23 protein-coding genes are annotated in these 19,822 nt (G+C 66.9%); 10 read left to right on the top strand and 13 right to left on the bottom strand.

The features are described 5' to 3' along the window. Window positions 1-12 precede the first annotated feature (12 nt). From ACFQ24_RS20730 to ACFQ24_RS20720, 3 genes are all read right to left on the bottom strand, one after another. On the bottom strand, window positions 13-429 hold the full coding sequence (locus ACFQ24_RS20730; protein WP_380914737.1) for a hypothetical protein: 417 nt from the start codon (window positions 427-429) through the stop codon (window positions 13-15). A 126-nt stretch (window positions 430-555) separates the two neighbouring features. Continuing rightward, window positions 556-774, bottom strand: a complete 219-nt coding sequence (locus ACFQ24_RS20725; protein ID WP_380914735.1) for a hypothetical protein — start codon at window positions 772-774, stop codon at window positions 556-558. A 156-nt stretch (window positions 775-930) separates the two neighbouring features. After that, window positions 931-1,368, bottom strand: coding sequence for a host attachment family protein (locus ACFQ24_RS20720; RefSeq protein ID WP_380914733.1), 438 nt, complete (start codon window positions 1,366-1,368; stop codon window positions 931-933). 94 nt (window positions 1,369-1,462) lie between these two features. Here ACFQ24_RS20720 and serS point away from each other — a divergent pair, with 94 nt between their 5' ends. Genes serS through rimO form a run of 3 tightly spaced genes read left to right on the top strand, consistent with a single transcriptional unit; the run spans window position 1,463 to window position 5,233 of the window. Beyond that, on the top strand, window positions 1,463-2,740 hold the full coding sequence (gene serS / locus ACFQ24_RS20715; RefSeq protein WP_380914731.1) for a serine--tRNA ligase: 1,278 nt from the start codon (window positions 1,463-1,465) through the stop codon (window positions 2,738-2,740). Between the two features lie 25 nt (window positions 2,741-2,765). Next, the gene (locus tag ACFQ24_RS20710) at window positions 2,766-3,815 is read left to right on the top strand and encodes a potassium channel family protein (RefSeq protein ID WP_380914729.1); all 1,050 of its coding nucleotides are present in this window, start codon (window positions 2,766-2,768) and stop codon (window positions 3,813-3,815) included. A 35-nt stretch (window positions 3,816-3,850) separates the two neighbouring features. Next, window positions 3,851-5,233 carry a 30S ribosomal protein S12 methylthiotransferase RimO gene (gene rimO, locus ACFQ24_RS20705; protein ID WP_380914727.1) on the top strand — a complete coding sequence of 461 codons (1,383 nt, stop codon included), beginning with the start codon at window positions 3,851-3,853 and terminating at the stop codon, window positions 5,231-5,233. Window positions 5,234-5,332: 99 nt separating this feature from the next. On the opposite strand, the gene ACFQ24_RS20700 is transcribed toward rimO, so the two are convergent. After that, on the bottom strand, window positions 5,333-6,193 hold the full coding sequence (locus tag ACFQ24_RS20700) for a DUF4163 domain-containing protein (protein ID WP_380915439.1): 861 nt from the start codon (window positions 6,191-6,193) through the stop codon (window positions 5,333-5,335). Between the two features lie 14 nt (window positions 6,194-6,207). After that, window positions 6,208-6,408 (bottom strand): hypothetical protein, encoded by a 201-nt coding sequence (locus ACFQ24_RS20695; protein WP_066766153.1) that lies wholly within the window; start codon window positions 6,406-6,408, stop codon window positions 6,208-6,210. Window positions 6,409-6,547: 139 nt separating this feature from the next. On the opposite strand from ACFQ24_RS20695, the gene ACFQ24_RS20690 reads away from it, so the two are divergent. From ACFQ24_RS20690 to argC, 4 genes are read left to right on the top strand one after another with little or no spacing between them, the layout of a single operon-like run. Next, on the top strand, window positions 6,548-7,942 hold the full coding sequence (locus ACFQ24_RS20690; RefSeq protein ID WP_380914725.1) for a leucyl aminopeptidase family protein: 1,395 nt from the start codon (window positions 6,548-6,550) through the stop codon (window positions 7,940-7,942). A 60-nt stretch (window positions 7,943-8,002) separates the two neighbouring features. After that, a complete protein-coding gene (locus tag ACFQ24_RS20685; RefSeq protein ID WP_380914723.1) occupies window positions 8,003-8,401 on the top strand; it encodes a MarR family transcriptional regulator in 399 nt (132 codons plus the stop codon). Next, window positions 8,361-9,269, top strand: coding sequence for a C40 family peptidase (locus tag ACFQ24_RS20680; protein WP_380914721.1), 909 nt, complete (start codon window positions 8,361-8,363; stop codon window positions 9,267-9,269). The genes ACFQ24_RS20685 and ACFQ24_RS20680 overlap by 41 nt, the downstream gene beginning before the upstream one ends. After that, on the top strand, window positions 9,266-10,210 hold the full coding sequence (gene argC, locus ACFQ24_RS20675; protein WP_380914719.1) for an N-acetyl-gamma-glutamyl-phosphate reductase: 945 nt from the start codon (window positions 9,266-9,268) through the stop codon (window positions 10,208-10,210). The genes ACFQ24_RS20680 and argC overlap by 4 nt, the downstream gene beginning before the upstream one ends. Before the next feature lie 34 nt (window positions 10,211-10,244). Here the strand turns inward: argC and ACFQ24_RS20670 are convergent, their stop codons facing one another. Beyond that, the gene (locus ACFQ24_RS20670; protein ID WP_197421543.1) at window positions 10,245-10,454 is read right to left on the bottom strand and encodes a hypothetical protein; all 210 of its coding nucleotides are present in this window, start codon (window positions 10,452-10,454) and stop codon (window positions 10,245-10,247) included. Between the two features lie 241 nt (window positions 10,455-10,695). On the opposite strand from ACFQ24_RS20670, the gene ACFQ24_RS20665 reads away from it, so the two are divergent. After that, complete coding sequence (locus tag ACFQ24_RS20665; protein WP_380914716.1) at window positions 10,696-10,869, top strand: hypothetical protein; 174 nt, start codon at window positions 10,696-10,698, stop codon at window positions 10,867-10,869. Window positions 10,870-10,951: 82 nt separating this feature from the next. Then, complete coding sequence (locus ACFQ24_RS20660) at window positions 10,952-12,277, top strand: PQQ-dependent sugar dehydrogenase (RefSeq protein ID WP_380914715.1); 1,326 nt, start codon at window positions 10,952-10,954, stop codon at window positions 12,275-12,277. 7 nt (window positions 12,278-12,284) lie between these two features. Here ACFQ24_RS20660 and ACFQ24_RS20655 read toward each other — a convergent pair whose 3' ends face one another. Then, the gene (locus ACFQ24_RS20655) at window positions 12,285-13,103 is read right to left on the bottom strand and encodes an ATP-binding protein (protein ID WP_380914713.1); all 819 of its coding nucleotides are present in this window, start codon (window positions 13,101-13,103) and stop codon (window positions 12,285-12,287) included. 108 nt (window positions 13,104-13,211) lie between these two features. Here ACFQ24_RS20655 and ACFQ24_RS20650 point away from each other — a divergent pair, with 108 nt between their 5' ends. Further along, the gene (locus ACFQ24_RS20650) at window positions 13,212-14,165 is read left to right on the top strand and encodes an L-threonylcarbamoyladenylate synthase (protein ID WP_380914711.1); all 954 of its coding nucleotides are present in this window, start codon (window positions 13,212-13,214) and stop codon (window positions 14,163-14,165) included. Between the two features lie 22 nt (window positions 14,166-14,187). Here the strand turns inward: ACFQ24_RS20650 and ACFQ24_RS20645 are convergent, their stop codons facing one another. The 6 genes from ACFQ24_RS20645 to ACFQ24_RS20620 all read right to left on the bottom strand — a co-directional run bounded on the left by ACFQ24_RS20645 (window position 14,188) and on the right by ACFQ24_RS20620 (window position 19,719). Beyond that, window positions 14,188-14,451: a hypothetical protein gene (locus ACFQ24_RS20645; RefSeq protein WP_380914709.1), complete on the bottom strand. Its 264-nt coding sequence runs from the start codon at window positions 14,449-14,451 to the stop codon at window positions 14,188-14,190. Window positions 14,452-14,574: 123 nt separating this feature from the next. After that, window positions 14,575-15,108: a peptide-methionine (S)-S-oxide reductase MsrA gene (gene msrA / locus ACFQ24_RS20640; protein WP_380914707.1), complete on the bottom strand. Its 534-nt coding sequence runs from the start codon at window positions 15,106-15,108 to the stop codon at window positions 14,575-14,577. Between the two features lie 42 nt (window positions 15,109-15,150). Further along, window positions 15,151-16,857, bottom strand: a complete 1,707-nt coding sequence (locus tag ACFQ24_RS20635; protein WP_380914705.1) for a long-chain-fatty-acid--CoA ligase — start codon at window positions 16,855-16,857, stop codon at window positions 15,151-15,153. Window positions 16,858-16,994: 137 nt separating this feature from the next. After that, window positions 16,995-17,678 carry a DUF1013 domain-containing protein gene (locus ACFQ24_RS20630; protein ID WP_380915437.1) on the bottom strand — a complete coding sequence of 228 codons (684 nt, stop codon included), beginning with the start codon at window positions 17,676-17,678 and terminating at the stop codon, window positions 16,995-16,997. A 116-nt stretch (window positions 17,679-17,794) separates the two neighbouring features. Next, window positions 17,795-18,823: a glycosyltransferase family 4 protein gene (locus ACFQ24_RS20625; RefSeq protein WP_380914703.1), complete on the bottom strand. Its 1,029-nt coding sequence runs from the start codon at window positions 18,821-18,823 to the stop codon at window positions 17,795-17,797. A 23-nt stretch (window positions 18,824-18,846) separates the two neighbouring features. Then, a complete protein-coding gene (locus tag ACFQ24_RS20620) occupies window positions 18,847-19,719 on the bottom strand; it encodes a UDP-2,3-diacylglucosamine diphosphatase (protein WP_380914701.1) in 873 nt (290 codons plus the stop codon). Window positions 19,720-19,822 lie beyond the last annotated feature (103 nt).

Here is a 19,822-nt window from a genome sequence, read left to right as displayed (position 1 = left end):
GCCCAAGAAGCGCTATGCCGTGCGCACCGTGAAGCGCAAGGTGGTGAAAACCGTGACCGCCTGCGCCCCGCAGACGGTGACCGTGACGAGCCAGCCCGGCCCCGTTCCCCTGCCCGCCCCTGCGCCAATGGCGGAAATGCCGGTCGTGTCCGGCGGCGGCGCGGTGCCGGTGGTGATGGGCGGCGGCGGCGGATTTGGCGGCGGCGGCTTCATCGGCGGCTTTTTCGGCGGCAGCGGCGGCGGTGGCGGCGGGTCGGTCGTGATCTCCTCGACCAGCAGCTCCACCGGCGGCATCAGCAGCTCGACCAGCTCCACAACGGGCGGGGTATCGACATCGACCGGCGGGGTGTCCACCTCGACCGGCGGCGTGTCGACATCGTCGGGCAACGTCTCCACCTCTTCGGGAAATGTCTCCACATCGTCGGGCAACGTTTCGACTTCTTCGGGGGTGAGCAGTTCGTCCTCGTCGAGTTCGAGCAGCTCGTCCTCCTCTTCGTCCAGTTCCTCCTCGTCGAGCAGCTCGGGCGGATCGAGCGGCGGGAAGCCGGGCCATGGTCACGGCAGCTCCGGGTCGAGCGGGTCTTCCTCCTCGTCCAGTTCGTCGTCGAGCAGCAGCAGTTCCTCCTCGTCGGGCGGCTCGTCCAGCTTCGGCAGCACGGGATCGACCAGCAGCAGCTCTTCGTCCTCCTCTTCTTCCAGCAGTTCTTCCTCATCCAGCAGTTCGAGCGGGGGTTCGAGCAGCACCGGCGGTACGGATGTGCCCGCGCCGCCCATGGTGCTCCTGTTCGGGGCCGCCGCGGTGGCGCTGGTCGCCCGCCGGCGCTTCGCCGAGCGCAAGGCGAAGGCCGCAGCCTGACGGCAGGCACTGAACGGGAAGAGGGGCGGTCCGGCGACGGGCCGCCCTTTTCCGTTTGCGCTCGACCGGGGTGACTAGCTGGCCGCGATCAGCTTCTCGATCTCCGGCACGGGATGGTTGGTCAGATCCTTGGCGATCTCGCCCACCAGCCGGTCCTGCACTTCCTTGTGCAGATGCTTGCGCATTTCGCCGAGCGCGGTCGGCGGGGCGACGATGATCAGCTTCTCATAGTCGTTGGCGAGCGCCCGGCGCTTGAGCAGGTCGGCGGCCTCGGCGGCGAATCGCTGTTCCTCCAGTTCGTGATAGTTATTCTCGCCCATCGTGCCCGACGCGGTGCCGGTGCTGGAGGACTGGCCGGCCTTGTCCGACGCCTGATCCAGATGGGCGGGATTGTCCTGCTGCGTCACCGATTCCGCCTCCAGATTGGGATAGGCGGCGTCGCCCTTGTTGCGGAAGAAGAGCAGCTTGCGCCCGTCCGCCACCAGCACCATCGCGTCATGATCGATCTGCATCGTCCGTCTCCTTGGCTATTTGGGTGATGCAGGGTGAACGGACGAGCGGGCGCGGGGTTGCGCGGGTCATCGCGCGGCGGCATAGCGCTGCCCCATGCACGACATCCGTTTCATCCGCGAAAACCCCGCCGCCTTCGACGCCGCCCTTGGCCGGAGGGGCCTGTCGCCGCTGTCCGCCGAGATATTGGCGGTCGACGAGAAGAGCCGCGCGATCAAGACCGAGTTGCAGCAGGGGCAGGCCCGCCGCAACGAGGCGAGCAAGCTGATCGGGCAGGCGATGGCGGCGAAGGACGCCGCGACCGCCGAGGCGCTGAAGGCGGAGGTCGCCGCGCTCAAGGACCGGCTGCCCGCACTGGAAGCGGAGGACCGGGAGACCGGCGAGGCGCTGACCGCGATGCTCGCGGCCATCCCCAACCTGCCCGCCGACGATGTGCCGGAGGGTGCGGACGAAGCCGGCAATGTCGAAGTGAGCCGCTGGGGCGAGATTCGCCAGTTCGACTTTGTGGCCCAGGACCATGCCGATTTCGGGCCGGCGCTGGGGCTGGATTTCGAAGGCGGCGCGGCGCTTTCCGGCGCGCGCTTCACGGCGCTGCGGGGGCAGATGGCGCGGCTGCACCGGGCGCTGGCGCAGTATATGCTGGACACGCAGACGGCGCAGAACGGCTATGAGGAAACGGCCGTGCCGCTGCTGGTCAAGGACGAGGCGCTGTTCGGGACGGGGCAGTTGCCCAAGTTCGCGGAAGACTTGTTCAAGACCACGGACGGGCGCTGGCTGATCCCGACCGCCGAGGTCTCCCTCACCAACCTCGTCGCGCAGCAGATCGTGCCGACCGACAGCCTGCCGCTGCGGCTGACGGCATTGACGCCCTGTTTCCGGTCGGAGGCGGGATCGGCGGGGCGCGACACGCGGGGCTTCATCCGCCAGCACCAGTTCGAGAAGGTCGAGCTGGTCGCGATCTGCGCGCCCGAAGAGTCCGAGGCCGAGCATGAACGCATGTGCGCGGCCGCCGAGGGCATATTGCAGGCGCTGGGGCTCCCCTATCGCAAGATGCTGCTCTGCACCGGCGACATGGGCTTTGGCGCGCGCAAGACCTATGACCTCGAAGTCTGGCTGCCGAGCCAGCAGACCTATCGCGAGATCAGTTCGGTTTCCAACTGCGGCGATTTTCAGGCACGGCGGATGAACGCGCGCTACAGGCCCGAGGGCGAGAAGGCGACGCGCTTCCTCCATACGCTGAACGGCTCCGGCCTTGCCGTGGGGCGGACGCTGGTGGCGGTGCTGGAAAATTATCAGCAGGCCGACGGCAGCGTGACGGTGCCGGAGGTTCTGGCTCCCTATATGGGCGGGGTGACGGCGCTGACGCCGAAGTGAGACAGCGAAGGAGACAGCCGTCGCGGTGAGGATCAACGACCCCGACATCAGGCCCGACAAGGCCGGTTTCCTGCGGCGGCGGTCCGCCCTGCCGCTGTGGGTGGACCTCGTCTGGCGGCTGGGGCTGGTGTTCGGGCTGGTCGCGATCGTGCTGGCGCTGCACTGGTTCGGGCGCGAGGGCCTGAAGGACAATTACGACGACCAGATCAGCTTCATAGACGTGCTCTATTTCACCACGGTCACCGTGACGACCGTGGGCTATGGCGACATCGTGCCGGTGACGCCGGAGGCGCGGTTGTTCGAATCCATCTTCGTGACGCCGATCCGGCTGTTCGTATGGCTGATCTTCCTCGGAACCGCCTATAACCTCTTCTTCCGCAACATCCTCTACAGGTGGCGCATGGCGCGTATTCAGGCCGATCTGCACAATCATATCGTCGTCACCGGGTTCGGCACCAGCGGGCAGGAGGCGGTGAACGAACTGCTGGCGCGCGGCACCGACCCGCGCGAAATCGTGGTCATCGACGGCAGCGAGAAGGCGTTGGGCATCGCCGAAGCGCTGGGGTGCAACATATTGTGCGGCGATTCGACGCGCGACCGGACGCTGACCGACGTGGCGATCCACAGGGCGCGCAGCATGATCGTGTCGGCCGGGCGGGACGATACGTCGATCCTCATCACCCTGACCGCGCGCCACCTGGCCCCGCGCCTGCCGATCAGCATCGTGGTGCGCAACGAGGATAATGAACTGCCCGCGCGGCAGGCAGGCGCGACCACGGTCATCAACCCCACCAGCTTTGCCGGGCTGCTGCTGGCCGGGAGCACGAGCGGCAAGCATATCGCGGACTATATGGCGGACCTCGCCGCGTCGGGCGGGCGGGTGAAGCTCCACGAACGGGCGGTGCTGCCCGAGGAGATCGGCGGGCCGCTGTCCGCGATCCGTACCGGTCTAGGCGTGCGCATCTATCGCGACGACCGGCCGATCGGCTTCTGGGAAGCGGAGGCGCAAAAGCTCCAGACCGGCGACTGCATCATCGAGATCGTGGAGGGCGATGCAGCGGCGCTAAGCGGCTGAATCGCCACCGCGTGACATTGGGCGCGAAAATCCCTATGTGCGCGGCGATCATGGCAACGAAAATTCCCGACGCCCCGAAGGTGGGCATGGTGTCGCTTGGCTGTCCCAAGAATCTGGTGGATTCCGAGCGCATCCTGACCAAGCTGCGGTCCGACGGATATCAGATGTCCGCCGACTATGCCGGCGCGGACGTGGTGCTGGTCAACACCTGCGGCTTCCTCGATTCCGCGAAGGAAGAGTCGCTCGAAGCCATCGGCGAGGCGATTGCGGAGAATGGCCGCGTGATCGTCACCGGCTGTATGGGGGACGAGGCGGACGTGATCCGCGCGAAATTCCCGCAGGTGCTGGCGGTTACGGGCGCGCATCAATATGAGCAGGTGGTCAATGCCGTGCATGACGCGTCGCCGCCCATTCCCAACGCCTTCGTCGATCTGGTGCCCGAAGGCGGGCTGAAACTGACGCCGCGCCATTACAGCTACCTCAAGATTTCCGAGGGCTGCAACCACCGCTGTTCCTTCTGCATCATCCCGTCGATCCGTGGCGACCTTGTTTCGCGGCGCATCGACGCGGTGCTGCGCGAGGCGGAGAAGCTGGTGGCGGCGGGGACCAAGGAACTGCTGGTCATCAGCCAGGATACATCGGCCTATGGCGTGGACACCCGGCACGAACCGCGCCTGTGGAAAGGCCGCGAGGTGCGCGCGCACATGACCGACATGGCGCGCGAGCTGGGGCAATTGCGCACCGCCGAGGGGCGCGCGCCCTGGGTGCGGCTGCACTATGTCTACCCCTACCCCCATGTCGACCATGTCGTGCCGCTGATGGCCGAGGGGTTGCTGACCCCCTATCTCGACATTCCGTTTCAACATGCCGCACCCTCCGTGTTGAAGGCGATGAAGCGGCCCGCGAACGAAGCCAAGGTGCTGGACCGCATCCGCAAATGGCGGGATATCTGCCCGGATATCGCGATCCGCTCGTCCTTCGTGGTTGGTTTCCCGGGTGAGACCGAGGCGGACTTCCAGTATCTGCTCGACTGGCTGGACGAGGCGCAGCTGGACCGGGTGGGCGCGTTCCGCTTCGAGCCGGTGGAGGGCGCGGCGGCCAATGAACTGCCCGGCGCAGTGCCGGAAGAGGTGAAGGAAGAACGCTACCAGCGAATCATGGAAAAGACCGCCGCGATCAGCGCCGCCAAGCTGGCTGCGAAGGTCGGCCGCGTGCTGCCGGTCATCATCGACGAGGTGGGCGAACCGGACGAGGAGGACGGCTCCATCGGCGCGACCGCCCGCTCACAGGCCGACGCGCCGGAGATTGACGGCAATGTCTTCCTGCGCGACGTGGGCGCGGGGTTGAAGCCGGGCGACATGATCGACGTGTGCATCGAGGATGCGGACGAGCATGACCTGTACGGGGTGCCGGTTTAGAGGGCGTCTGAACGACCGGTGCCGGCCCCGCATTTCACGTCACCCCGGGCTCCCGCTTCTTTCCGACCTGCTTCCCGCCAGCCGTAGCGGAACCCCGGCTCAAGGCCGGGGTGACGAGTGAGGGAGTGGTGAAGAACTTACGAACCCGTCCTGATATTCGGTCTTGATCGCCTTGCGCAGCGCTGCGGTCACCGGGACCGGCACTTCGTAGGTGCCTTCCGCATAGGGGCCGGCGCTGTACGGGCCGACGACGACGGTGAAGCTGTCGATCAGCTTGCCGTCCTTCGAGGTGGGAACCAGCACCTGTTCCATCGGGTCGATGCAGGCGGTGAAATCGACGTTGCCGCTGCGCACCACTGGCGCACCGCGCTTTTCCGCGCGCTGCTTGTCGAGTTCGGCGCAGAAGGGCTTGGCGATCGCGGCCTTGAAGGCCTGTTCCGAGGTCATCAGCGCCTTGACGCTGGCTTCCCGGTCCCGCGCCCGGTCCCACAGCAGCACCTCATAGCCGGTCATGCCGTGCGCGCCGCCGGTATAGGTGTAGTTTTCCGACTGGAGCGACAGGAAGCGAGGCGTATCCGCCGCGACCGTCCATTCGACCGACAGGCTGTGCGGGCGGAAAGGATAGCCGGATTTTTTGGCAGACGCGCTATCCTCGCGCGCCATTTTGAGCGCGCCGTCTTTCGCGCTTTCCATCTGCCGCGCGAACTTGGCGACCAGGGTCGGTATCACGGCCGCCTGCGCCGGATAGGAATAGGCAAATTCGAGCAGGTCGGTCTTGTCCTCCTGCCGGAACGCCTTGGCCGGCGGCGCCGGCGGCGGCTTGCCGATCATCTTGTCGATATAGCGGCTGGCGGCCGCATTCACGGCGGCGTTGCCGGCTGGCGCGTCCTCCTGCTGCGGCGAACAGGCGGCGAGCGGGATGGCCGCCGCCGCCAGCCAGGCCGATCGCCCTCCCCGCATCAGCCCTGCCCGCGTCAATGCGCCTGGGCCGCGCGGCACTTTTCGCCGATGGCCTTGCGCGCATAGTCGCTATCGAGCGCGCGGCCGGCATTGGCCCAGCCTTCCGCGACCAGCGCCTGCTGCACCGCATGGCTGTTGTCGAACTGCCCGCTTTCCGCGAGCGCATAGGCCCGCGCGCGGGCGGCCTGAAGGCTGCGATCGTCACCGTGCATCATGATCCATCTCCTTTTAGGTTATGGGTTGAGACTAGGCCGTTCGAGCGGATCTCGCAAAGGAAGAAGGGGCCATCCGTGCGGGCGGGGCGACGAAGTTTGCGCTTTTCATCGCGAACCGCTTTCCCTTACATCCCGGTGCATGACCGACCTTGCCGACCTCATCAAAATCGACAACCAGCAACCCGCTCGATCGATCCATATCGTCGATGCGGACGGGTTCGACGCGTGGCTTGGAGGCCAGCCCGCCCCGGTCCGCGCGGTGACGGCAGCGCAGAAGTTCAAGGGCAAGCCGCACGAGGTCGCGATCATCCCCGCCGAGGGAGAGGAATGGGCCGTGGCGGCAGGCGTCGCCGACCGGCAGGCGCTTGGCCCCTGGTGCCTGGCGCGCGCGGCCGAGACTTTGCCCGAGGGCACATATCGGCTGGCGGAGGGATCGACGGGCGCGGCGGCTCTCGGCTGGCTGACGGCGCACTATCGGTTCGACCGCTATCGGGTCGAGGACAAGCCGGTGGGGCCGCGCGTGCTGCTGACCGGCGATGTCGCGCGGATCGAGCAGACGGTGCAGATCGCCAGGGCGGTTGCGCTGGTCCGCGACCTCGTCAACACGCCCGCCGCCGACATGGGACCGCCTGACCTGGAAGCGGCGGCCGAGACGATCGGCAAGGCGTTCGGCGCGAGCGTGACGGTGACGCGGGGCGACGCGCTGGAGCAGGGCTATCCCATGATACACGCGGTCGGCAAGGCGGCGGACAGGGCGTTCGCACCGCGCCTCGTCGAACTCAGCTGGGGCGATCCGGCGCATCCGCGCGTCGCGCTGGTGGGCAAGGGCATCTGTTTCGACAGCGGCGGCCTGGACATCAAGCCTTCCGCCGGGATGCGCCTGATGAAGAAGGACATGGGCGGCGCGGCGCATGCGCTGGCGCTGGCGCAGCTGGTGATGGCGGCGCGGTTGCCGGTGCGGCTGCACCTGCTGATCGCGGCGGCGGAAAATGCCATCGGCGGCAACGCCTTCCGCCCCGGCGACATATTGCGCACGCGCAAGGGGATCACAGTCGAGATCGGCAATACCGACGCGGAAGGGCGGCTGGTTCTGGGCGACGCGCTGGTGCGCGCGGGCGAGGAGCAACCCGAGCTGATCGTGGACTTCGCGACGCTGACCGGCGCGGCGCGGGTGGCGGTGGGACCGGACCTGCCCGCCCTCTTCGCCAACGACGAATCGCTGGCGGCGGAGGTGGCTGCGGCGGGCGCGGAGGTGGACGATCCGACATGGCGGTTGCCGCTGTGGGATGGCTATGCCGATATGCTGAAGTCCGACGTGGCGGACATCAACAATGCGGGCGAAGGCGGATTCGCCGGCGCGATCACCGCCGCTTTGTTCCTCAAGCGCTTCGTTCCGGAGGGCACGCCCTGGCTGCATCTCGACACCTTCGCCTGGCGCCCGGCTGCAAAACCCGGACGGCCCAAGGGGGGCGAGGCGCTGGGGCTGAGGGCCGTTTTCCGCCTGTTGCAGCAACGCTACGGCCGTGCGCCATAGGGCATTGCGGCCGGCCTTCTCCGTTACGCAACCGGATTGGGAATCATGCGTTAAGGCGACATGAACGCCCACGCCGCACCCATCGAAATCGAACGTCCCGGCCTGCAGCCTTTGGGCCAATGGATGCGGACACTCGTGGACTATGTCCGGTCGGGCAAGCCCGACCTTACCAACCGTCAGATGGCGTTGATGATGACGGTCTATATCGGACAAGGGCCGCATACGGTGCGGGGCCTTGCCGAAGCGCTGCACGTATCCAAGCCCGTCATCACGCGGGCGTTGAACAAATTGTCGGCGCTTGGATATCTGCGGCGGGAGCGCGATGCGGCGGATCGGCGCAATATTTTCATCACCCGCACCCCCAAAGGGGCGGAATTTCTTGACGCCTTTCACCATTTCATCGCAGGAACCGCGCGCGATGAAAGGCATGAACACCCCCATAAAGACCGCGTCGGCTGAACGGACCCGTTTCCGCCTCGACGGCCGATCGATAGCGCTGGACCGGCGCGTCCATGCGGCGCGCGGCGACCTGGCCGACCTGTCGCTGGCGGGGACGCTGTTTTCGGCCCATTATGCCCGCGCCGTGGCGCTGACCTGCGTGGCGGCGGGCACGCCTGTCCTGTCGTCCGCTTCCTCCACGGCCGAAGCCGTGAGCGAGATTTTGCGCGGCGAGACATTCCATGCGCTGGACGTCACGACCGATTGGGCGTGGGGCTTTTGCGGCCATGACGGCTATGTCGGCTATGTCCGGCGCGAGGCGCTGGATGCGCTGGAGACCGCCACGCATCGGGTGATCGCCGACACCGCCCCGCTGTTCAGCATGCCCGACATCAAGTCGCCCATCGCGGATTACTGGCCGATGGGCGCGCTAATTTCGGGCGAGCCGCAGGGCGATTTCCTGGCCTGCGCGGAAGGCCATGTCCACCTGCGCCATGTGGAGCCGGTTGCGGCGAAGCCCGACGATTGGGTGGAGGCGGCGCGGCGCCATATCGGCCAGCCCTACATCTGGGGCGGACGCGGGCATCGCGGCATCGATTGTTCGGGGCTGGTGCAGGTGGCGCTGGCGCGGGTCGGGATCGCAGCGCCGCGCGACACCGACCTGCAATGCGAGGGCGTGGGCGCGCCGATCGACAGCGACACGCCGTTGCAGCGGGGCGACCTGATCTTCTTTCCACGCCACGTCGGCATCATGACCGATGCGCGCATGCTGCTGCACGCCAACGCCTACTGGATGGCGGTGGTGGAAGAGCCGCTGGCCGATGTAGTGGCGCGCCTGGCGGATGCCCACGCGCAGCCGATCATCGCAAGGCGGAGGATCGCGCCATGACCACGCAGGTCTTCATCGACGGCGGCCACGGCACGACCGGCATCGAGATCGCGGAACGGCTGGCGGGTCGGCCCGAACTGTCGATCATCACCGTGCCCGAAGAGCGGCGGCGCGATGCGGTGGCGCGGCGGGACGCGCTGAATGCCGCTGACATCGTGATCCTGTGCCTGCCCGACGACGCGGCGCGCGAGGCAGTGACGCTGATCGACAATGATCGCACGCGCGTGATCGACGCGTCCACCGCGCATCGCGTGGCAGAGGGATGGACCTACGGCTTTCCCGAACTGGAGCCGGGCCATCGGGAAAGGCTGACGCAGAGCCGGTTCGTCGCCAATCCGGGATGCTGGCCCACCGGCTTCCTGGCGCTGGTGCGGCCGCTGGTGCTGGCGGGGCTGCTGCCCGCGGATTGGCCGGTCACCGTTTCCGGCGCGTCGGGCTATTCGGGCGGCGGCAAGGCGATGATCGCGGAATATGAGGGCGAGGTGGAAAGCCCCAGCGCCTTCCGCCCCTATGGGCTGACGCTGGCGCACAAGCATGTGCCGGAAATGACGCGCTATTCGGGGCTGGCGTACCCGCCCCTCTTCGCCCCGGCCGTGGCGAACGCCTATCGCGGCATGATCGTGGAAGTGCCGTTGCAATTGCGCGCAATGCCCGACGCGCCGACGGTGGAGGACATCCGCGCGGCGCTGGCCCAGGCCTATGCCGGATCGCCGATCGTCAGCGTGGCGTCGGCGGAGGAGAGCGCGGGCATGAGCGGCGTGACGCTGGAGCATGTCGGCGCGACCGACCGTCTGGCTCTGTTCGTCTTCGGCAACGAAGATACGGGGCAGGCGCGGCTGGTTGCGGCGCTCGACAATCTGGGCAAGGGCGCGGCCGGCGCGGCGGTGCAGAACCTCAACATCCTGGCGGGATTGCCGGAAACGGCGGGGCTGCGGCTGTAAGAGCCGGGGTGACGCAGCTTGGCGAATCCGCCCTTCAGTGGATGGTGCCGAGAGGCTGGTTGTAGGTCAGCAGGACGATCAGCCGCTCGATCTGACGCCAGTGGCAGAAGGTAATGTGGTTGCCCACGTCCAGGCTCTGGTCGGCGCGCGCGGCGGCCTCGTAGCCGGCATTGGCACCGAAGCGGCGCATCAGCTCAGCCGCGTCGTCGTAGCTCTTGCGGTTGGCAAGATATGGCAGTTGCATGATGACCCCCCGCAATCCGGCCGCGCGATCAAGCGGCTTCTGTTGCCAAACTGTTTCAATCATCGTGCCAGTTCAACGGCCTGGCTCTCAACCGGCGATAGAGGAGTCAACGCGCCGTTAGCCAAGTGCCATATTGGCGCATCTTTCCCATTTCGGGGCGGACGGTCCCGCATCGGGGCGGTCGAGGCCCGCCGTGCAAAGCACTGGCCTTCCCGACCGCTCCATGGCAAGGGCTGATGCGATGAGCCAAGGCAAAAAGAACCCCACCGGCGCGGGCGCGATCATCGCGCTCCTGATCCTTGCCGGGACGATCATCGGAGGATTGATGGGGCAGCCCAGCATCGGGTTGCTGGCGGGCACCGCCATCGGCGTTGCGATCGCGCTGATCCTGTGGCTGCGCGAACGGGGCCGCTGAAGCCGGGTTGCCGAAGCGGCGTTGCCGAACAGAGGCCGCATCCGCCTTGCCCGACGCCACGGCCCCGCATAGAGAGAGGGCCATGAACAAGCACGTCATCATCCTGCCGCTCGTCGCCCTCGCCCTAGCCGGAGGCGCCTTTCTCTACGTGGCGCAGGGGGACACCGCCCAGTTGCCGCCGGGCGCGGACACGGGACGCGAGCCGGTGTTCACCGCGCCGCGCAGCGAGATGCTGCCCACCGTCAACATCGCTGACGTAAAGCCCTGGGCAGCCGGCGCGAAGCCGGTGGCCGCGAAGGGCCTGACCGTCGCGCGCTTCGCCGAGGGGCTGAGCCATCCGCGATCCATGCTGCGCCTGCCCAATGGCGACATATTGGTGGCGGAAACCAACAGCCCGCCCCGGCCCAAGGACGGGATCGTCGACCGGATCATGTCCTATTTCATGGACAAGGCGGGTGCCGGCGTTCCATCGGCCAACCGCATCACCCTGCTGCGCGACGCGGACGGCGACGGCAAGGCGGAGGTCAAGACCCCGTTTCTGAGCGGGCTTCATTCGCCGTACGGCATGGCGCTGGTCGGCGACACGCTCTACGTCGCGAATACCGACGCGCTGATGGCCTTCCCCTACAAGGAGGGGGAGACGAAGATCAGTGCGAAGGGCCGCAAGATCATCGATCTGCCCGCGCAGGGGCCGAACCAGCACTGGACCAAGAGCCTGACGGCGAGCCCTGCAGGGCTGCTTTATGTCGGCGTGGGGTCGAACAGCAATATCGGCGAGAACGGACTGGAGATGGAGCAGGGCCGCGCGCTGGTGCTGGAGGTCAATCCCAGGACCGGATACAAGCGCGTCTACGCCTATGGCCTGCGCAATCCGGTCGGCCTTGCCTTCGAGCCCAAGAGCGGCGCGCTGTGGGGCGTGGTCAACGAACGCGACATGCTGGGCGCGGACCTGGTGCCCGATTATCTGGCGCGGATGGAATTCGGGGCCTTCTACGGCTGGCCATGGAATTACTGGGGCGGGTATGAGGACCGGCGCGTCCAACCGCAGCGGCCGGAAATCCGCGAATATACCAAGCGGCCCGACTATGCGCTGGGCAACCATGTCGCGCCGCTGGGCCTGACCTTCGCCGACAAGGTGCAGCTGGGCGCGCCCTACACCGACGGCGCGTTCGTGGGCCTGCACGGCAGCTGGAACCGCAAGCCGGCGGCGGGATATAAGGTGGTCTATGTCGGCTTCGACAACGGCGAGGCGGGCAAGGCGAAGCCGGTGGACGTCTTGACCGGCTTCCTGGACAAGGACGGCGCGGCGCAGGGCCGGCCGGTGGACGTGACCGCCGATGCCAGGGGCGCGCTGCTGGTCAGCGACGATGTCGGCAACATCATCTGGCGGGTGACGAAGGCGAACTGATCGCCGGTCAGACCACCAGCCCGTTGCGGCCCGCCAGTTCCACCACATATTGCCAGGCGACGCGGCCCGACCGGCTGCCGCGCTGCGTCGCCCACTGGATCGCTTCCCTGGGGTCGAAGGACAGGCCGAGCGTCGCCGCATAGCCAGCGACGATCGCGACATAGGCGTCCTGGTCGATGGCATGGAAGCCCAGGCTGAGGCCGAACCGGTCCGACAACGCCATCCGGTCGTCCACCACGTCGCGCGGGTTGATCGGATCATCCTGTTCCGAAAGATGCCGCGGCACAATGTGGCGGCGGTTGGAGGTGACGTAGAGGCGGACATTGGACGGACGCGCGGCCGTGCCGCCCTGAAGCAGCGAGCGCAGAGTCCGGGCGGAACCGCTCCCCTCTTCCTCGAACCCCAGATCGTCGAGGAACAGGATGAAGGGCCGCGACGTCGCGCGCAGCAGCGAAAAGAGCGCGGGCAGGCTGGCCAGTTCGTCGATCGCGCATTGCAGCAGGGCGATATCCGCCCCCTCCCCCTGCAGCTGCCCTACGACCGAAGCGACAACGGCGGACTTGCCGGTGCCGCGCGCGCCCCACAGCAGCACATCATGCGCGGCGTGCCCTGCGGCATGACGCCGGGTATTTTCGAGCAGCGTGCCCTTTTGCGCGTCGATGCCGGTCAGCAGCGCATAGTCGACCGGCGCGAATGCCTCCACCGCGCGGATCGCCCGTCCGTCCCACACATAGGCAGGCGCGGCGGTGAGGTCGGCGGAAAGCGGCGGAGGCGGCGCGAGCCGTTCCAGCGCGTCGGCGATACGGGCGAGGAGTGCGTCGGTCATGCGCGCGGCTTAGTCGCACCGCCGCGCGCGGGCAAGGCCGCCGCACTGTCATTGTCATGACGCAATGGACTTTTACTTGGGCCAGACGGGGCCTATATTGCGGGGATTGTGACCATCGCTCATCCAGCCTTTTCCACCAAATCCTGCCGCTATGGCGCGGAGGCGCTCCGCGAGGCGGCCTTGCTGATCCGGGCGGGAGAGCCGGTCGCCGTTCCCACCGAAACCGTCTATGGCCTGGCCGGCGACGCCACCGACAGCAGCGCGGTCGCCGCGATCTACAGCGCCAAGGGGCGGCCGAGCTTCAACCCCCTGATCGTGCATGTTGCAGACCGGGGGATGGCGGAGCGGCTGGCGGACTTCTCACCCGTGGCGAAGCGCCTGGCCGACCGGTTCTGGCCCGGCCCGCTGACGCTGGTGCTGCCGGCGCGGGCGGACAGCGGCCTCTCTCCGCTGGTGATGGCGGGCCTGTCCACCGTGGCGCTGCGCCTGCCCGCCCATCCGGCGATGCGCGCGCTGATCCGCGAGGCGGGGTGCCCCCTTGCCGCGCCGTCCGCCAATCGCAGCGGGGCGATCAGCCCGACGCGCGCCGAGCATGTGCTGTCGAGCCTCGATGGCAAGATCCGCATGATCCTGGACGAAGGGCCGACCAGCGAGGGGCTGGAATCCACCATTGCCGCGCCGGAGAACGACTATATCCGGCTGCTGCGGCCCGGCCCGGTGACGGCGGCGATGCTGGAGGAGGCGAGCGGCCTGCCGGTCATTGTCGGCGGAGACGGGAAGATCGAGGCACCGGGGCAGCTGGAGAGCCATTATGCGCCGTCCAAGCCGGTGCGGCTGGAGGCGATGCAGGCCGAGCGGGACGAATATCTGATCGGGTTCGGCCTGATGCCCTGTCACATCAACCTCAGCCCCGAAGCGGATCTGGCCGAAGCGGCGGCCAATCTATTCGCGGCGCTGCACATCGCGGATGCGAGCGCCGCCACCCGGATCGCCGTGGCACCGGTGCCGATGGAGGGGATCGGGGTCGCGATCAACGACCGGTTGAAGCGGGCGGCGGCCTGAACGGCGCGCTCCGCACGCAAGGTCAGTCGCAGTCGCGATAGCCGGCTTCGCGGCACTGGCGGCGGCGTTCCTTTTCCTGACGCTTCATCTCGCGGCCTTCGCGCGCTTCCTGCTTGCGCATCTTGCGGCCGTAATTGCGGTCGGCCTCTTCCTGGCTGGTCGTGGTCCAGTCCACCACCTGCGATGTGGCGCGCACCGGCGCGGTGACGACGCTGGCGACCGTGCGGACGCATCCGGGAAGCGTCAGCAGCAGCAAAGGCGCGGCGAGCAGGATGGTCTTCTTCACGTTCGCGGTCCCCCGATGTCTCAACAGATAGAGACGCTTAGCATGACGAAGATGAACCCTGCCCTAAGAGTGGCGGCGTGTCACGCACGGCGATGCCGACCCGGCTTTCGCCGGGATCAGGTGTCAGGCCTCGATGCGGGCGGCGAAGCCCTTGCGCAGCTTGGCGAGCTTGGGCGGGATCACAGCCATGCAATAGGGATTCTTGTCGCCGACGCGGTCCCAATATTTCTGGTGATAGTCCTCCGCCGGATACCAGGGGGCGTCGGCCTCGATGGTGGTGACGATGGGGGCCGACTGGTCCGCCTGCGCGCGTTCGATGCCGGCGCGGGCCTGCGCCTCCTGCTCGGGCGAATGAGGAAAGATGGCCGATCGATACTGAGTGCCGATGTCGTTGCCCTGGCGGTTGAGCGTCGTCGGGTCGTGCGTCGCGAAGAAGATGTCGAGCAGGTCCGCGTAGGAAATCATGTCGGGATCGAAGGTGACGCGGATCGCTTCGGCATGGCCGGTACTGCCCGAGCAGACCTGTTCATAGGTCGGGTTGGGCAGCGTGCCGCCGATATAGCCGCTTTCGACAGACGTCACGCCACGCAGATTCTGGTACACCGCCTCGGTGCACCAGAAGCATCCGCCGGCAAGGGTTGCGATCTCTTGCGCCATTTCCATTCCTTTATACCGTGTTGGCCGCACAGATAGGAAGGATCAGGCGGCGGTTCCAGCCTCCGCCGCCCGCGCATCCGCCTTGGCGCGTTCCTCGGCCACCAATTCCTTGCGCGACAGCTTGCCGACCAGCGTCTTGGGCAGGTTGAGGCGGACCTCCACCTCGCACACCCGCTCATGCTTGCCGAGCTGCGGGTTGACCCAGTCCTTCAGGGCCGCGCCGTCGATGTCGAAGCCCTCGTTCAGGGTCACGAAAGCCTTGGGCTGCTCGCCGCGATAGCGGTCGGGCACGCCGATGACGAGCGCTTCCTTGACCGCGGGATGGTGGTAGAGAATCTGTTCGACCTGGCTTGGGAACACCTTGAAGCCGCCCACGGCGATCATGTCCTTCAGGCGGTCGACGATCTTCACATAGCCGTCCTCGTCGATGATGCCCACGTCGCCGGTGCGGATGAATTCGCCGACGAACACTTCCGCGTCGGCATCGGGGCGGTTCCAATAGCCCTTCATGATCTGCGGCCCGGCAAAGAGCAGTTCACCCGGCTCGCCTTCGGGTGGCGGCTTCGTGGGATCTTCGCGGTCCACCAGCCTGACGCGGGTGTCCGGTACGGGCTGGCCCACCGTGCCGCTCTTGTTGAGGCCCTCATAGGGATTGCAGCAGACGATCGGGCTGGTTTCGGTGAGGCCGTAGCCTTCGAACAGCTTCGCGCCGGTCGTGGCCTCGAACTTCTGCTTCAATTCCAGCGGCAGCGGCGCGCCGCCCGAAATGCAGGCCCGCAGCGAGGTAAAGTCGATGTTGCGGATTGCGGGATGATCGAGCAGCGCCTGGAACATGGTGGGGACGCCGGGCAGCGCGGTCGCCTTCACCCGCTGCACGGCCGCCAGCACCTGCGCGGCGTCGAAGCGGGGCAGCATCACCATCTCCCCGCCGTTCAGGACAGTGCGATTGAGCGTGCAGGTGTTGGCGAACACATGGAAGAAGGGCAGCACGGCGATGATGCGGTCTGCCTCATGCCGGTGCGGGTCGATCGCCTGCGCCTGGCGCGCATTGGCGGTCAGGTTCTGGTGGGTCAGCATCGCGCCCTTGGGCGTGCCGGTGGTGCCGCCGGTATATTGCAGCAGCGCCACGTCGTTGACCGGATCGATATCCGCCACCACGCACTCGCCCCGGTTGGCGATCAGCCGGTCATAGTGCAGCACGCGCGGATCGTCCGGAATGGGGACGCTCTCGCTTGCCTTGAACCAGCGGAACAGCAGCGATTTGACCGGGGACAGGACTTCGGCGACCGATCCCACCACCAGCTTTTCAAGGCTGCTTTCGTCCAGCACCTTGAGCGCGGTGGGCAGCAGCGCCTTGGCCGACAGGGTAAAGAGGATCTGCGTGCCGCTGTCCTCGACCTGATGTTCAAGCTCGGCGGCGGTGTAGAGCGGCGAGAAGTTGACGACGATCGCGCCGGCCATCAGCGCGCCATAATAGGCCGCGACATAATGGGGCGTGTTGGGCAGATAGAGGCCGACCCGGTCGCCCTTCCTGACGCCCATCGCCTGCAGTCCGCAGGCGATCCGTCTGATCTGCCCGATCATTTCGCCATAGCTGAACTTGCGGCCCATGAAGTCGATCATGTTGGCCTGAGGATGGGCGGCGGCGCTCGCGCTGACCATGTCGCCCATCGATAAGGGGGGGAATGTCTGGTCCCAGTCCGTGGGGTGCTGATACCGTTCCCGCCAGATTTTTTCTACGCTCTCCATGGGCGAAGTGTATGGTCGCGGCGCACTTTACGCAAGCGTCAACCACAGCAGAAGGGCCGCGCCCCGATGAGGCGCAGCCCTTTGTTTTTGCCGCTTTGTTGCGAGATCAGGCCAGCGTCGAAAATGACGCTACGGCATCAAACCTCGCCCTTGCTGCTGCTGAACGGATCGAGGATGGTGGCGGCGCCCGAAATAAGCTCGGACTCGCTCTTCATCGCCTCTTCCGCGCGGCGTGCATTGTCCTCGCGCTCGCGCCGCAGCTCCTCAATCAGCGCCTCACGGTCGCCGTCCAGGCGCGAATCGGTCGGCGCCTCGATGCCGGCCTTCTTCGCGGCGCGGGCAACCAGCGCGTCCAGTTCCCGCTGCGAGCAGAGGCCCAGCGTCACCGGATCCTTGGGCACGATGTTGGAGATGTTCCAGTGGGTGCGGTCGCGGATCGCGGCGATGGTGGTGCGGGTGGTGCCGATCAGCTTGCCGATCGCGCCATCCGACACTTCGGGATGGTTGCGCAGGATCCAGGCGATGCCGTCCGGCTTGTCCTGCCGCTTGCTGACCGGGGTGTAGCGCGGCCCCTTGGTCCGGCGGACGGGCTCCGGCCCCTTCAGCATCTTGAGCTTGTAATCGGGGTTCGCTTCGCCCTTGTGGATTTCGTCCATGGTGATTTCATGGGCGCGGACGGGATCGCGGCCGGTATATTTGATGCTGGCGGTATCGTCGGCGATCGCCTGCACCTCAAGAATGTGCAGCCCGCAGAATTCCGCGATCTGGTCGAAGCTGAGCGCGGTGTTGTCGACGAGCCAGCTGGCGGTCGCGTGGGGCATCAGAGGCTGGGACACGGGGACTTTTCTCCGGCGTAAAAACGATAAGGGCCGCCCAATCAGGGCGGCCGTGCGGGATCAGAGATAGAACATCCTTGGCCCGGCGGCAAGGAAAAGCGTCAGGCGGCGCTGTCCAGCAGGTCAGGGGCGATGGCGTGCAGGCCGGAGAGGAATTCCCGCGCGCTGCGGTCCCAGCTGAAGCTGCGGCCGTAGCCGGCGCATGTCGATCTGTCCTTGGTCAGGGCGGCGGCGATGGCTTGCGCCAGATCGTCCGCCAGCGCGCCGGTTTCGGGCGTGACGATATCGACCGGCCCGGTGACCGGGAAGGCGGCGACAGGGGTGCCGCAGGCGAGCGCCTCTATCATCACCAGCCCGAACGTGTCGGTGCGGCTGGGGAAGACGAAGACGTCCGCCCCGGCATAGGCGCCAGCAAGGTCCGCGCCGAACAGCGGCCCCAGGAAGCGGGCGTCGGGATGGGCGCGCTCCAGAGTGGCGCGGGCGGGACCATCGCCCACGACCATTTTCGTGCCCGGATGGTCGGCGGACAGGAATGCCTCCAGGTTCTTCTCCACCGCGACGCGCCCGACATAGAGCATGATCGGGCGGGGCAGATCGGCGAAGGCTTGCAGAGGCGGGGCATCGGGGGTGAAGGCCGCGAGGTCCACGCCCCTGCCCCATGGGCGCACATTGGCGACGCCATGGGCGCGAAGTTGATCGCGCACGGACCGGGTCGACACCAGCACCGCCTGCGCGGGTCCGTGGAACCAGCGGATGTAGCGCCAGAACCATGTCGCGGGCAGGCCGGTGCGCTGCGCCACATAATCGGGGAAATGGGTGTGATAGGCGGTGGTGAAGGGCACGCCCCCGCGCAGGCACCAGCGCCGCGCGGCGAGACATAGCGGCCCTTCGGTCGCGAGATGCACCGCATCCGGGCGGAAAGCGGCGATCGCCTGCCCGATCACGCCCGCGCGCACCAGCGCCAGCCGGATTTCGGGGTAAGTGGGACAAGGGATGGAGCCGTAGAGGTCGGGCGAGATCACCTCCACCACATGGCCCATCCGTTCCAGTTCGGCGCGGGTCGTCTGAAGCGTGCGGACGACTCCGTTGACCTGCGGGGTCCAGGCGTCGGTGACGATGGCGATACGCATAGGCGGTGGCTCCGGCGTCAGGATCAGGCGGCCAGTCTTTCGCGGGACTGGGCTTCGCCGGCCTCCCGCTTCGCGATCTCGTCTGCCCAGTGGAGCACTTCCATGCGACCATCGCCATGTTCGACCAGCGCGGTGCAACCTTCGACCCAGTCGCCGTCGTTATAATAGGCGACGCCTTCGATCTGCCGCATTTCGGCATTGTGGATGTGGCCGCATACCACGCCGTCGACACCGCGCGCGCCGGCTTCATGCGCCACCACTTCCTCGAAGCGGGAGATGAAGGAGACGGCGTTCTTGACCTTGTGCTTGGCCATCTTGCTTAAGGACCAGTAAGGCAGGCCCATCCGCCGGCGCACCGCGTTCACCGCGACGTTGAGGCGCATCAGCATGGTGTAGGCCGCGTCGCCGACGAAGGCGAGCCAGCGGTGTGCAAGCATGATCGTGTCAAATTCGTCGCCGTGCAGGACCAGCAGCTTGCGGCCGTCGGCGGTCTCATGGATCGCCTTGCGCCGGATTTCGACCCCGCCGAAGCTCATGCCGGTGAACTGGCGAAACATCTCGTCGTGATTGCCGGGGATGTAGACGACGCGGGTGCCGCGCTTCGCGCGCTTCATTAGACGCCACACCACGTCATTGTGGCTGGCGGGCCAGTAGAAGCGTTTCTTCAGCCGCCAGCCGTCGATGATGTCGCCGACCAGATAGATGGTGTCGCTGTCCACATTGTCGAGGAAGTCGATCAGCATCGTCGCGTTGCAGCCGCGCGTGCCCAAGTGGATGTCCGATATCCAGATGGTGCGATAGCGGCGGCGCTGCCCCACCCGCTCGGGGATGTGGAAGCGGTCGTCCGCGACCTCCTCGACATCGCTCAGGAAAGGCAGGCGCGTGATGGCGTTCATGTCGTCGTCCCCAAAGACCCATGTCCTCGGGAGCGAATCCCTAACGCGCCATTGTTACAATCCCGCAGAGAATATGACGGAAATACTACGTTTTACGCGTCAG

Source organism: Sphingobium olei (assembly GCF_042678845.1).
In the GTDB taxonomy this organism is placed as follows: Bacteria; Pseudomonadota; Alphaproteobacteria; order Sphingomonadales; family Sphingomonadaceae; genus Sphingobium; species Sphingobium olei.
This window is presented reverse-complemented; position numbering and strand designations above follow the sequence as displayed.